Origin of the sequence: Schaalia suimastitidis DSM 15538, from assembly GCF_000429105.1 — a bacterium.
In the GTDB taxonomy this organism is placed as follows: domain Bacteria; phylum Actinomycetota; class Actinomycetes; order Actinomycetales; family Actinomycetaceae; genus Pauljensenia; species Pauljensenia suimastitidis.
The window spans coordinates 1-12,664 of record NZ_AUBF01000011.1; the positions used below are offsets into that span (position 1 = coordinate 1).

Genomic DNA, 12,664 nt, shown 5'->3' on the forward strand with positions numbered 1-12,664 from the left:
TCTCGGCGTCCTAGTGATGGGTCAACCGTACCGAATTCGCGGACTCGTCTGACCGCGCCCGCATGGGAACTGGCCCTACCCAAAGGCGAGCACTACATCCCCTCGCGCCGCGACCGGTCACTGGAATAACATGCCCCACCCCACACAACTCGGCATCCTCACCACCAACGACCCTCGTACTGACAAAGGTGCGCTTGTCGTGGAGTTGATGTCATGGGTGTCGACAAGCGGCACAGACAATTAGGGAAAATCGCGTAATGTGCCACGAAAAATGAATGTAATGAGTACAATCGGGACATGTTAGAACAAAGCGACGTTGTTGGGCCGCGACTGCCACTTTCGCCAGAGGCCACCATTGCGCAAGTGGGCTTCGGTACCTTTCAAATACCGCCAGAATCCACACAACAAGCCGTTGAAGAAGCTCTTGAGATTGGTTACCGACATATCGACACGGCCGCCGCCTATTACAACGAAGCAGGAGTAGGTGCCGCGCTCAAAGCTTCAGCAGTGCCACGGGAGCAGGTTTTCGTCACCTCAAAACTGCGTAACGTGGACCACGGACGTGCCAGTGCGCGACAGGCGGTAGAAGCCTCCCTGAAAGCGCTCGGCCTCGATACCATCGACCTTTACCTTATTCACTGGCCATATCCCAGTAAAGACCTGTATGTTGACACGTGGCAAGCACTCATCGAAGCTCAAGAAGACGGCCTCGTCACTCACATTGGTGTGTCGAATTTTCTTCCGCACCACCTTGAACGTCTGGCCACGGAAACTGGTGTTATGCCAACGGTCAACCAAATCGAGGTGCATCCACGCTATTCGCAACCTGAGTTGCGTCGCTACGCGCGCGAACATGGCATTCTTATCGAGGCCTATTCGCCACTTGGCCAAGGCGCAGATCTGCAACACCCAACGATTGTGGCGTTAGCAGAGCGCCTCAACCTTGCCCCAGCTCAGGTCATTCTTGCATGGCATGTAGCCAGCGGTCGCGTTGTCATCCCCAAGTCGGTCCACCCTGAGCGTATGAAAGCAAACCTCGCTTCGGCAGGTATTCACCTTAACAAAGCCGACTGTGCGCTTATCGATAGCCTGCACGTCCCCAGTGGGCGCGTTGGTGGCGACCCGAATACCTTCGCCTTTACCCAAACCCGTGAAGATATGGCGGCACGCCTTGCGGCGAAGAAGTAAGCGATTCATTTCGCTAGGCTTAGCCTATGAGCGACAGCAGTAGGCAACGTACCCTCGCAGTTGACTGCGGTGGTGGTGGTATCAAAGCGTCGGTCCTTGACGAGCATGGCACAATGTTGGCCCCTCCCAAACGCACGCCCACGCCATACCCGCTACCGCCACAACTACTTGTCGATATTGTTGTTGACCTTGCCTCAGCACTACCCAGCGCTACGCGCGTGACAATGGGGATGCCCGGCATGATTCGCCATGGTGTTGTCATTGCCACCCCTCACTACATCACAAAAGAAGGCCCACGCTCCCGTATTGTCCCAAGCCTTGTCGAACAGTGGGACCATTTCGATATGGGTCGCGCCATCGAGGCAGTCCTAGAGCTACCGACGAAGGTCCTCAATGACGCTGAGGTTGCGGGCGCAGGTGTGGTCACTGGCACAGGCCTGGAAATGATTATCACCTTGGGGACCGGACTGGGGAACGCCGTCTTTGACGGTGGAAAACTTGCGCCTCACGTTGAAATCTCTCAAGGGCCCGTGCGATGGGGGATGACTTACGACGATTACGTGGGCGAACACGAACGTTTGCGTTTAGGGGACGCGCACTGGTCACGCCGTATTCGCCGCGTCGTCGAAGGTCTACGCCCCATGTATATGTGGGACCGTCTGTATATCGGAGGCGGAAACTCGAAACGGATCACCCCGGGTCAACTTGCGCGTATGGGCACCGATGTTGTGATCGTTCCGAACGACGCGGGTATCATCGGCGGCGTGCGGTCCTGGGAACTGTAATGGACAATGTCGCCTCATCCCCCGATGTGCTCCGCATCAAATTCACCCTCGCCTACGACGGCACATATTTTCGAGGCTGGGCAGCTCAACCGGGGCAGCGTACCTGTCAAGGCGAACTTGAAACAGCTCTTGCCACACTTGCGCGTCAACCGCTTGCGGTGACTGTGGCTGGACGTACCGACGCGGGTGTGCACGCGCGCCACCAGTGTGCTCACGTGGACCTGCCGAGCAACGTTTGGGATGGCCTCGTGAGGGAAGAAACAACCCCGCCCAACGACGAGCGCCGACTAGTTGCTCTGGTGCGCAGACTCAATGGTCTTATCGCGCGCAGGTATGGCGAATGGATGCGCGAACATGGGCTTCCCAGCGTGAAAGGTGCCGCTGATCTTCTTGTGCTGGAAGCCCAGGTGGTGAACAGTGATTTTGATGCGCGCTTCGCTGCCAGTGGTCGTGCGTATATTTACCGCGTCGGCGTAGGTATGGCCGACCCCATGCGCCGACATGCGGTCTTATGGATGAATGACACCCTCAAAATCGGCCCCATGCGCCACGCGGCCCGCACGCTCCTTGGTGAGCATGACTTCCTGTCCTATTGTCGACCCCGACAGGGGGCAACGACTATCCGCACCTTACGTCGCCTTGACGTGCTTGAGGACAGTAATGGGGAAATATCCTTCCACGTTGAAGCTGACGCATTTTGTCATTCCATGGTGCGTTCCCTTGTCGGCGCCCTACTGGAGGTGGGGTGTGGGCGGCGCGAGGCGGACTGGCCTCGGCAATTATTGGAGGCATGCAGTCGCGAGGCGGCGGCACCTATCGCTCCGGCGCACGGATTGACGTTGGACCGTGTCGACTACCCTGCGCCGCATGCCTGGGGTGAGCGGGTGGCCCAAGCGAAACGACGCAGAGATGCCGATAATTGCGGATGTTAGATAGTGGCGAGCTGCGTCGCGTGGGTCGCTGTTTGTATCTGATGAGGATTTAACCACAGTTGGCTAATGGCTTTGACCCGCCTGCCTGATATTGCATAGACTGGTGGACGCTGTGCGTCAGCAGCATCTGGGTGCTTTCCCACTCGCCCGAATGCAAAGACTGACGCCTCGCGGAACCGTTTCGTGAGCGAAACAACCATCTGCGGTTGCTTCGCTCCATCGACCAAGAGAATTGAAGGTTACGCCCGTGCGCACCTATTCACCCAAGCCTGGGGACGCAGACAAGAAGTGGTACGTCATTGACGCCACTGACGTCGTCCTCGGTCGCCTGGCGGCCCAGGTTGCCGCCCTCCTTCGTGGGAAGCACAAGCCGACATTCGCCCCTCATATGGATATGGGCGACTACGTCATCATCATTAACGCCGACAAGGTTGCCCTCACCGGCAAGAAGCTCGAGCAGAAGATGGCTTACCGTCACTCCGGCCAGCCCGGTGGTCTTACTGCCACCTCCTACCGCGATCTTATGGCGCAACGCCCAGAGCGCGCAGTGGAAAAGGCCATCCGTGGCATGCTTCCCCACACCAGCCTCGGCCGTCAGCAGTTCAAGAAGCTGCATGTCTACTCCGGTGCTGAGCACCCCCACGCCGGTCAGATGCCGGTTCCCTACGAGCTCACCCAGGTTGCTCAGTGAGCGCATAGCTTACTGAAAACACCGAATTTCCTTGAGGAGAATCGTGGCAGAGACCATCGAGAACATCGAACTGGACGAGGAAACCGTCCCCAGTTCGTACACCACTGAGACCGAAACCGCCCCCGCAGGCGCAGGTCAGTCCATCACTGCTCCCGGCGCTGGCCTTGGCCGTCGCAAGGAAGCAGTGGCACGCGTTCGCCTGGTGCCTGGCACCGGCGAATGGAAAATCAACGGCCGTACCCTGGAGGACTACTTCCCCAACAAGTTGCACCAGCAGCTCGTGAAGTCGCCCTTCGTCCTTCTGGACCTGGATGGCCGCTTCGACGTTATTGCTCGTATCAATGGCGGTGGCATCTCCGGCCAAGCCGGTGCACTGCGCCTGGGCATTTCCCGCGCCTTGAACGAGATCGACCGTGAAGCAAACCGTCCCGCCCTGAAGAAGGCTGGCTTCCTGACCCGCGACGCCCGCGCTATCGAGCGTAAGAAGGCTGGCCTGAAGAAGGCCCGCAAGGCGCCGCAGTACTCGAAGCGCTGATTTGGCTTCATACCAGGCTTTTTGGGCCTGGAATGGCAATCCCCGTCCTCGCAGCAGAGGGCGGGGATTGCGTTTGCGTGACGAGGCGCTGATGGCCTTGGGATAGGCACTGGATCTTGGTGCGCCTTCGGATACCGCTGGAGTAGGTGTTGCCCAAGGCAGCCGTGGAATCCTGGCGCGCCTTCGGATACCGCAGGGGGAAGGCGTAGGCTGCAGCAGACAGCGGCAAGATGCCACTGCGACGCGAGTGAGATGCCGCGCGACAGTGCTGGGATTAGGGTGTGACATTGGCAAGATCTGGACACTATGGCCACAATGCGATACGTCATTCTTCATGTCACGGCATCGCCCGCGCTAGGCTTGGTGTGATTTGCTCATTACCTATTGCCCTAAGGAGATGCCCTGTGGCTCGTATTTTCGGAACTGATGGCGTGCGCGGCCTCGCCAATGTTGATATCACTGCCACCCTGGCCCTTGACCTTGGCGAAGCGGCGGCGAGGCTTATTGGTGGTGGCGTACGCGCTGACGGCACGAAGCCGCGCGCGGTGATTGGACGTGACACTCGTATCTCAGGGGAGTTCCTTGATCACGCATTAGCGGCTGGTCTTGCCAGCGCAGGTATGGATGTTGTTCGCGTTGGTGTCGTCACCACACCTACTGTGGCGCACCTGACTGCAACCCACGACAATGTTGACCTTGGTGTGATGATCTCTGCTTCGCATAACCCGATGCCCGACAATGGCATTAAGTTCTTTGCTCACGGTGGATACAAACTCGCCGACTCTGTCGAAGATCGTATTCAGGACCTGCTGGGAACCAAATGGAACCGTCCGACCGGTGAAGGTGTCGGCGAAGTCGGTTACGAGGACGATTGGGCTATTGATTCCTATATTGATCATCTTGTCAAAGCGGTAGGGACGAACCTGCGTGGCCTACGTATCGCTGTTGACTGCGCAAATGGCGGCGCCTCGGACCTTGGCCCGCGCGCACTACGTGAAGCGGGAGCCGATGTTGTTGTTCTCAACGCATCACCGGATGGCCGCAATATCAACCACAAATCCGGTTCTACTCACCCCGAGCAACTGCAAGCAGTTACGGTAGCTTCGGAAGCTGACTTTGGTGTTGCCTACGACGGTGACGCTGACCGTTGCTTGGCGGTCGACCGCAACGGCAACCTGATTGACGGCGACAAAATCATGGGCGCGCTGGCCGTCAACCTTCGAGATCAAGGAAAACTTGCCAAAGATACGCTGGTTGTGACTGTCATGTCGAACCTTGGCCTTATTCTGGCCATGCGGGATGCCGGTATTAATACGGTGCAAACGGCTGTTGGTGACCGTTATGTCCTGGAAGGGATGCTGTCGGGCGGCTACAATCTTGGCGGCGAACAATCTGGGCATATTATCGCCTCGGACCATGCGACGACAGGTGATGGAATCTTGTCCTCTTTGCTATTAGCGCGCATGGTGAAGGAAAGCGGTCGCGACCTCGCCGACCTTACCGCCTTCGTTCACCGCCTCCCTCAGACGCTCATTAATGTGTCAGGTGTGGACCGGTCGCGCGCGAGTAGCGATCCGAAACTTGCCGAGGCGGTAGCGGCAGCGGAGGCACAATTGGGCGAAAGTGGTCGCGTCCTTTTGCGCCCCTCTGGAACGGAACCACTGGTGCGCGTCATGGTGGAAGCAGCAACGCAGGACGAGGCCGATACGGTTGCCGCTTCTTTAGCGGATGTTGTCAAAGCCGAGCTCGCGCTGTAGGTAGGGCGAGCCAGGAAAGGCTTTGGCTCCTTGCATGTGGCTCGCGAAACGGATAGCGGGCGTGTTTATGACCGTTCACGCTTCGTTTCGTGAGCCATATGTGCGCAGAAGGGCGTGAGGGTTTTGGGGTTAAGGGATCAAAAGGCGGTGTAGAGCCACATTTGCGCGGGGGAGGGGAAGCTAGCCTCGGCGGAGCTTGGTATTTTAGTCTCGGCGAAGCTGAAGACTTTCGACGCGGTGACTGGCACCCTTGGTAAATATCATCGTGGCACGCTCACGCGTCGGCAATATATTTTCCGTCAGATTCGGCAGGTTAATGGCGTGCCAAATCATGCGCGCAGTTGCTTCCGCCTCGGCATCGGAAAGATCAGCGTAGGTGCGGAAAAACGAATCCTCACGTGTAAAGGCTGTTTTGCGCAGTTTGAGGAATCGTTCGATATACCACTGTTCTATGTGGGTCTCATCAGCATCGACGTAGATACTGAAGTCGAAGAAATCTGATACCGCCAAACTTGGCTTATCGGGTTGTGTCTTTGGCGGCTGTAAAACATTCAGGCCTTCGACGATGAGAATATCTGGTTGTTCAACACTGATTTCTTGGCCAGCCACGATGTCGTAAACGACGTGCGAATATACCGGTGCGCTCACGCGGGGTACGCCGGCTTTGATATCTGCCAAGAAATTGATGAGCGCCTGGCGGTCATAGGATTCGGGAAAGCCTTTACGTGCCAAAATGCCGCGTGCCTCAAGGTGAGCATTCGGGTAGAGAAAACCGTCGGTGGTGACCAGGTCCACGCGAGGCGTATGCGGCCAGCGTTGCAGTAAGAACTGAAGTAGACGGGCAACCGTTGATTTGCCGACGGCCACCGACCCGGCGATACCAATGACAAATGGTGTGGATGGGGTGTCCGCCTCGGCAAGGAAGGTGCGACGTTCCGCACCGGTGCGTCGCCGACCGTCAACGTAGAGTTGTAGTAGTGCTGACAAGGGCCGGTAAATCTCCTCGACTTCACGCATATCAATGGGATCACCCACTGAGGCGAGGCGGTCGATGTCGCTTTGTGTCAGCGGCATCGGTGTGCGCGTGGCGAGGCGGTCCCAAGCCTGCCGCTCAAAGCGGGTATAGGGCGAATATGAAGTGCCGTCCACTCGAGTCATAACAGTATTGTTACCCAGGTGGCGCCTGTGGTGTTCCTGTGTCTTGCTGTGTCGACTGCGCATTGAGCGCGCGTGTCCAAGATGCTTGTGGTGCAATGGAGCTATGTGTGGAATCGTTGGACATGTTGGCCCCGAGTCGTCGAATCGTTCGCGCGAGGTGGTGCTTGCTGGTCTTGCACGCCTCGAATACCGTGGCTATGACTCGGCTGGTATTGCCATGGCAAGTCCTGGCCGCGTCGAAGTTGTCAAAGCCGTAGGTAAACTGGTGAACCTTGCAGAGGCTCTTGACGAGGTGACACCCTCTGATGCCTTCAGCGCGATTGGACATACGCGGTGGGCGACCCACGGGCGCCCCACAACAGCCAATGCTCACCCGCATACGTCAACAGATGGGCGTTTTGCGTTGGTACATAACGGCATTATTGAAAATGCCGATAAGCTTCGCCAAGCTTTACGAGCACAAGGCCAACAGTTCTATTCTGAAACCGATACTGAGGTTGTCGTTCACCTGTTGCAACGGGCTTTTGATAGTGCGGAGCTTGTCGTCTGGGAGGGTACAGCAGGTGGTCTGCCAGCAGGGAGTGACGAGGCGGTGGCGCGCCTCGTTGGTGCAATGCGGCAGGTCACTGATCAGCTAGAAGGCACGTTTACCCTGCTCCTTGTGTATGAGGATGCCCCTGGTGTTGTGGTTGCTGCTCGCCGTTCTTCTCCTCTGGTCATTGGGCTGGGTGAGGGAGAAAACTTCCTAGGTTCAGACGTGTTGGCTTTTGTTGAGCACACGACAAAAGCCTTGGAGGTGGGGCAGGATCAGATCGCAGTGGTCACTGCCGAGGCGGTCACCGTAGTGAATCATGACGGTTCCGTTGCCTCGCAGCCGAAGGTTTTTGAAGCAGATTTCACTTCTGATCGTGCCACCAAAGATGGGTGGCCGACCTTTATGGAAAAAGAAATCCATGAGCAACCGCGGGGTGTACGCGAAACTCTGGCTGATCGCCTCGATCATCATGGCTACCTCACTTTGGATGAGGTACGTATTTCCGAGCATGTGCTGCGGTCTATTGACAAGATGATCATTGTCGGGTGTGGTACCGCCTCTTACGCCGGACAGGTAGCGCGTTACGCCATTGAACACTGGTGTCGGATACCGGTCGAGGTTGAACTCGCCCATGAGTTCCGCTACCGCGACCCGGTGGTCACCGAGAAGACTTTGGTTGTGGCCATCTCCCAGTCTGGGGAAACAATGGACACGATTATGGCGATTCGTCATGCGCGCGAACAGGGTGCTCGTGTGGTGGCCATTGTCAACACTCCTGGTTCGACGATATCGCGCGAGTCTGACGCAGTGTTGCTCACCCACGCTGGTCCTGAAATCGCGGTGGCCTCAACGAAGGCCTTTACTGCGCAGGTCAGTGCGTGCTTTGTCCTTGGTCTGTATCTTGCGCAGGTGCGCGGCAATAAGTACGTGGATGAAATCCAGGATTATATGGAGAAATTGGAAAAGCTCCCTGAGCAGATCCAATGGGTGCTTGATCGCGGTGAAACTGTGCGCCAGGCGGCACGCACAATGAAGGACGTCAATTCGGTGATCTACCTGGGGCGTCACGTGGGCTATCCGGTGGCACTTGAAGGCGCGTTGAAACTAAAAGAGATTTGCTATATTCACGCCGAAGGTTTTGCTGCGGGCGAGCTTAAACATGGTCCCATCGCGTTGATCGACGAGGGCCAACCAGTGGTGATTATCGTGCCGACACCTCGTCGCCCTGAGTTGCACAACAAGGTGGTGTCGAATATTCAGGAGGTGCGCGCTCGCGGCGCTCGTACCATCGTTGTTGCTGAAGAGGGCGATACGTCGGTTGACGCATTTGCGGAAGTTATTTTCCGTGTGCCGCCGACGCCAACGCTTTATGCGCCACTACTTACCGTGATTCCGCTGCAGATCTTTGCATGCGAGCTGGCGACAGTCAAAGGCCTGGATGTTGATCAGCCTCGTAACCTTGCTAAATCGGTGACCGTGGAGTAGTCGCACGTTTTAGTGCCGAGGCGCACTTCCGTTTGGGACCGATGTGCCCTGCAGGCGGGCAGGAGTGTGCTGTCTGCGTGAAGTGGTGTTCTACCGTTTTGGATGCGAGGTGCACTACCGTTGGGGGCCGAAGTGCCCCGCCGCCGGAGGCGCAGGTACTACCGATGTAATCGATGCGTGTGACGCCATTGCGTGCTGTGGTGATTTCAAAGAAAACGGGCCTATTCGATAGGCTTGGCCGGTGTTTGACTATCTTCTTGCCCTCACGCCGAGTCTACTTCTGGGATCGATGAGCGTATTGCTCATGTTTTTTGGGGGTACAGATCGTCAAAAGGTCACAGGCCTTCTGATCGGTGGCTTCGTCATGTCGGTGGTGTCCACATTCTTTTTTGACGTGTCGTGGACATGGCAGACAGTGGCTATTTCCTTTGTTTCTGGGATGCTTTTGGGCTGGGGTCTTTACGATCAAACGCGGTGTCTGCGTGTGCTTGGCGTATCTCGCACGATGCCGATTTCGACTGGCGCACAGTTGGCCTGTATGTCGCTTGGTGGCGTATTGCTCTTTGGTGAGTGGCGGAGTCACGGCGCATTAATTGCCGGAGTGACGGGAATCGTGCTGCTTGTTGGCGGCGTGTGGTTGACGTCGTTGACGGAAAAGACGGCGTCATCTGCCTCTGTGTCGTCCCGTCTTGACTGGGCGCGTGGAGTGCGACTGCTGGTGACGTCAACGATTGGTCTTGTTTCCTATATTTTGCTTACTCAGTGGTTCGGCATCGATGGTCGCGATGCGCTGTTGCCGCAGGCATTTGGGTACCTGTTTATTGGTATGGTCCTGTCATCGGCAGCTATGGCACGCATGCGTGGTGAGGACGAGACGGCCCTTGGTTCACGATGGTCGGTGGTGACTGCCAAACAGGTGATTTCTGGTGTGATCTGGGGTGGTGCTGTCCTGCTGCTGCAGATTTCGACTGCACGTGTCGGTGTTGCCGTTGGGTTCACTCTTTCCCAATTGGGCGTGATTTTGTCGACCCTTGGTGGCATTGTCCTCCTTGGTGAACATCGCACGCGAAAAGAAGCGTGGTGGACCGGTGCTGGTGTGACCTTGGTGGTGCTCGGTGCGGTGTGTGCGGGTATTGCTAAATCGCTTGATGTCTAAGCCGTTAAATGGAAGAGATCACAGAGTGGTGTAAGGTCTACCGTAAATAACTTAGGTATTACTAATATTCTTTTCTGGACGTGCAGAATGCGCGCCCAGAAAGGACCAACACTCGTGTCGCCCATCACTATGTGCTTCCGGCGAATTATTGGCCTAGGTGCAGTCGGCATCCTCGCGCTCACCTTGCTCACACCTCACCAAAGCGCCACCGCAGCCGCCGCAAATGTCACCGTTGACAACATCGTTTACAGTATCGACGAGGCCAACCCCGGTTCGCCTGCGACCGTCGTCAATTACGTGCGCGGAAAGCTCGCTCGCACTATTACGATCCCCGAGCACATTACCCATAACAGCCATCAATACCCGGTCACCACGATTAGTGAAAGCGCATTCCAAGGCGCCTGGCTCACCAGCGTTACCCTGCCATCATCGCTTACGCGGATTGACACCCTGGCATTCAAATCCAACCGCCTCAAAGAAGTGACGCTTCCGCAAGGGCTGACACATATCGGTGAAAGCGCATTCGAATCAAATGCGCTGACCACAGTGACCCTGCCTGATTCGGTGAAAACCATGGGAAGCGCCGCCTTCAAAAACAACCTGTCGTTGACGAGCGTCACCCTGAGTAGCGGGCTAGCAGAAATACCCTCGTCAACCTTCATCAACACCAAGATCACGACAGTGGATATTCCGGCCACTGTCACCAAGATCGGTGCAGCGGCATTCGCCTCATCTGGCCTTGAAAGTCTCACGATTCCAGCAAGCGTTGCAACAATTGGCCCATCAGCTTTTGAAGCCAACCGTATTGCCACACTCACATTGCCGGAAGGGATGACTGCGATCCCTGCAGGGGCCTTCAAAAACAACCTGCTGACCAGCCTCACCTTGCCATCTACAGTGACTGACATTGGGGCAAAGGCATTCGCTTCGAACCGCATTACCTCGGTGATTATTCCGCAGGGTGTCACCAAACTGCCGGAACAGGTATTCCACTCCAATAACTTGACCTCGATTACCTTCCCCAACACGTTGGCCACCATTGGCGAAGAAGCCTTTGAATATAACAACCTGAGTGAGATCACGCTTCCAGCCAACGTCACTGAAGTTGGACGTGGCGCCTTCGGTTCCAACTACTCCCTGAAAACCGTTCGCCTTGAAGGTTCTGCCCCCACCATTGTTGAGCCAAGCCAATGGGGTGGTCATAAAGGATCCTTCGGCACATACCGCGATGGCCTAGTGATCGAATACCACCAGCGATACGACGCTACTCATGTGGGCGAAGGCGGCTACACCACACCGACGTGGAAGCGATACACCACTGTGTCACGTGTCCCCACACATGCGCAGCTTCAACTGACACCGGTGATTGACGGTGGTCAGGCGCAACCCAGCGATGTCGCCTTCGCCGTCACGCGCGTCGACACGAACGAAGCAGTAACTGATCAGGCTGCACTGCTTCCAGGCACCTATCGATTATCGGCACGCCTATCATTTGCCTCCGGTGGCGGCGCGTACGAAAGCCAAGGGTGGACCTGCCAGGAAAGGCAAACAAGTGGTGTCACAAAGGAGATTGCCCCCGACGGTACGCTCACCGTGGCAGCAGGCGACGAGATCACCTGTACGCATCGTTTCCGTTATGTTCCTGCGCCACCATCACCGTCACTTTCAGTTGCCGTTGATCAACTAAAGGTAGCGACAGGCAGTGTAATGACCTTTACCGCGAGTGGCTTTAGCGCTGACGAAGAAGTGACCTTCACTGTTCACTCCGATCCGGTGCTGGCAGGCAAGGCAGCAGCAGATGCCCGAGGTGTGGCGGTACTGCGATGGACGGTGCCCACCGATTTCCCAACAGGGGAGCACCGCGTGCAAGCTGCTGGGCGCGTTGGTTCTGCTCAAACGGCATTTACCGTGACAGCTGCGAATAATGCCAACAACACAGGTGGCAATGGGAATAAAGGCAGCAGCGCGAATGCGGGCACCAATGGGAACGCCGGTGCAATATCTGGCGCGCAAGGCGGCACAGCCGCCCACGCCGCTCCCAGCTCATCGCAACCTACTCAGGCGAAAAATGCCGCACGAAGTGGCCGAACCCTCGCTGTCACTGGTACAAGCACTATGTCACTGATGATCGCCGCAAGTGCAGCTGCCGCCATGACAGGCATCCTTGCCCTCGCATGGCGAAAAGACAGCAGGTCATTGGACTGACTTGTCGCGCTGGGGCCACCTGTGCCACCCCCACAATGGCCCCAGTTCGGCGCTAGGCGGCTGAAATGGCAGGCAACGCCTATCATGGGGGAGTGACATTACCCGATCGGCCCGAGGCTCTGCCCGCCTCAGCGCATGAGGCGTCGTCCGCCTCGTCGCACTTCCAGCCCGCCCACGAGGCCGAGGCTGCTGCGAGCGAAACCGAAGCCTCGGTAGGTAGCGCAGCTACCGCCTCGG

10 protein-coding genes are annotated in these 12,664 nt (G+C 57.0%); 9 read left to right on the forward strand and 1 reads right to left on the reverse strand.

All coding sequences use genetic code 11. From position 1 onward, the window contains the following. The first annotated feature begins 297 nt into the window (after nucleotides 1–297). The 6 genes from G438_RS0105610 (at nucleotide 298) to glmM (ending at nucleotide 5,888) form a co-directional block, all read left to right on the forward strand. Nucleotides 298–1,188 (forward strand): aldo/keto reductase, encoded by an 891-nt coding sequence (locus G438_RS0105610; protein ID WP_034285386.1) that lies wholly within the window; start codon nucleotides 298–300, stop codon nucleotides 1,186–1,188. 26 nt (nucleotides 1,189–1,214) lie between these two features. Beyond that, nucleotides 1,215–1,973, forward strand: coding sequence for an ROK family protein (locus G438_RS0105615; protein WP_026460486.1), 759 nt, complete (start codon nucleotides 1,215–1,217; stop codon nucleotides 1,971–1,973). After that, nucleotides 1,973–2,905, forward strand: a complete 933-nt coding sequence (truA, locus tag G438_RS0105620; RefSeq protein WP_026460487.1) for a tRNA pseudouridine(38-40) synthase TruA — start codon at nucleotides 1,973–1,975, stop codon at nucleotides 2,903–2,905. The genes G438_RS0105615 and truA overlap by 1 nt, the downstream gene beginning before the upstream one ends. 247 nt (nucleotides 2,906–3,152) lie before the next feature. Next, complete coding sequence (gene rplM, locus G438_RS0105630) at nucleotides 3,153–3,596, forward strand: 50S ribosomal protein L13 (RefSeq protein WP_026460489.1); 444 nt, start codon at nucleotides 3,153–3,155, stop codon at nucleotides 3,594–3,596. Nucleotides 3,597–3,639: 43 nt separating this feature from the next. Further along, a complete protein-coding gene (gene rpsI / locus G438_RS0105635; RefSeq protein ID WP_034285390.1) occupies nucleotides 3,640–4,131 on the forward strand; it encodes a 30S ribosomal protein S9 in 492 nt (163 codons plus the stop codon). Nucleotides 4,132–4,535: 404 nt separating this feature from the next. Then, on the forward strand, nucleotides 4,536–5,888 hold the full coding sequence (gene glmM, locus G438_RS0105640) for a phosphoglucosamine mutase (RefSeq protein ID WP_026460491.1): 1,353 nt from the start codon (nucleotides 4,536–4,538) through the stop codon (nucleotides 5,886–5,888). A 204-nt stretch (nucleotides 5,889–6,092) separates the two neighbouring features. On the opposite strand, the gene coaA is transcribed toward glmM, so the two are convergent. After that, the gene (coaA, locus tag G438_RS0105645; protein WP_026460492.1) at nucleotides 6,093–7,046 is read right to left on the reverse strand and encodes a type I pantothenate kinase; all 954 of its coding nucleotides are present in this window, start codon (nucleotides 7,044–7,046) and stop codon (nucleotides 6,093–6,095) included. Nucleotides 7,047–7,149: 103 nt separating this feature from the next. Here coaA and glmS point away from each other — a divergent pair, with 103 nt between their 5' ends. The 3 genes from glmS (at nucleotide 7,150) to G438_RS0105660 (ending at nucleotide 12,427) form a co-directional block, all read left to right on the forward strand. Continuing rightward, a complete protein-coding gene (gene glmS / locus G438_RS0105650) occupies nucleotides 7,150–9,066 on the forward strand; it encodes a glutamine--fructose-6-phosphate transaminase (isomerizing) (RefSeq protein ID WP_026460493.1) in 1,917 nt (638 codons plus the stop codon). Nucleotides 9,067–9,307: 241 nt separating this feature from the next. Next, nucleotides 9,308–10,222: a GRP family sugar transporter gene (locus G438_RS0105655; protein ID WP_026460494.1), complete on the forward strand. Its 915-nt coding sequence runs from the start codon at nucleotides 9,308–9,310 to the stop codon at nucleotides 10,220–10,222. A gap of 114 nt (nucleotides 10,223–10,336) precedes the next feature. Then, on the forward strand, nucleotides 10,337–12,427 hold the full coding sequence (locus tag G438_RS0105660; RefSeq protein ID WP_165569236.1) for a leucine-rich repeat domain-containing protein: 2,091 nt from the start codon (nucleotides 10,337–10,339) through the stop codon (nucleotides 12,425–12,427). Nucleotides 12,428–12,664: the final 237 nt, after the last annotated feature.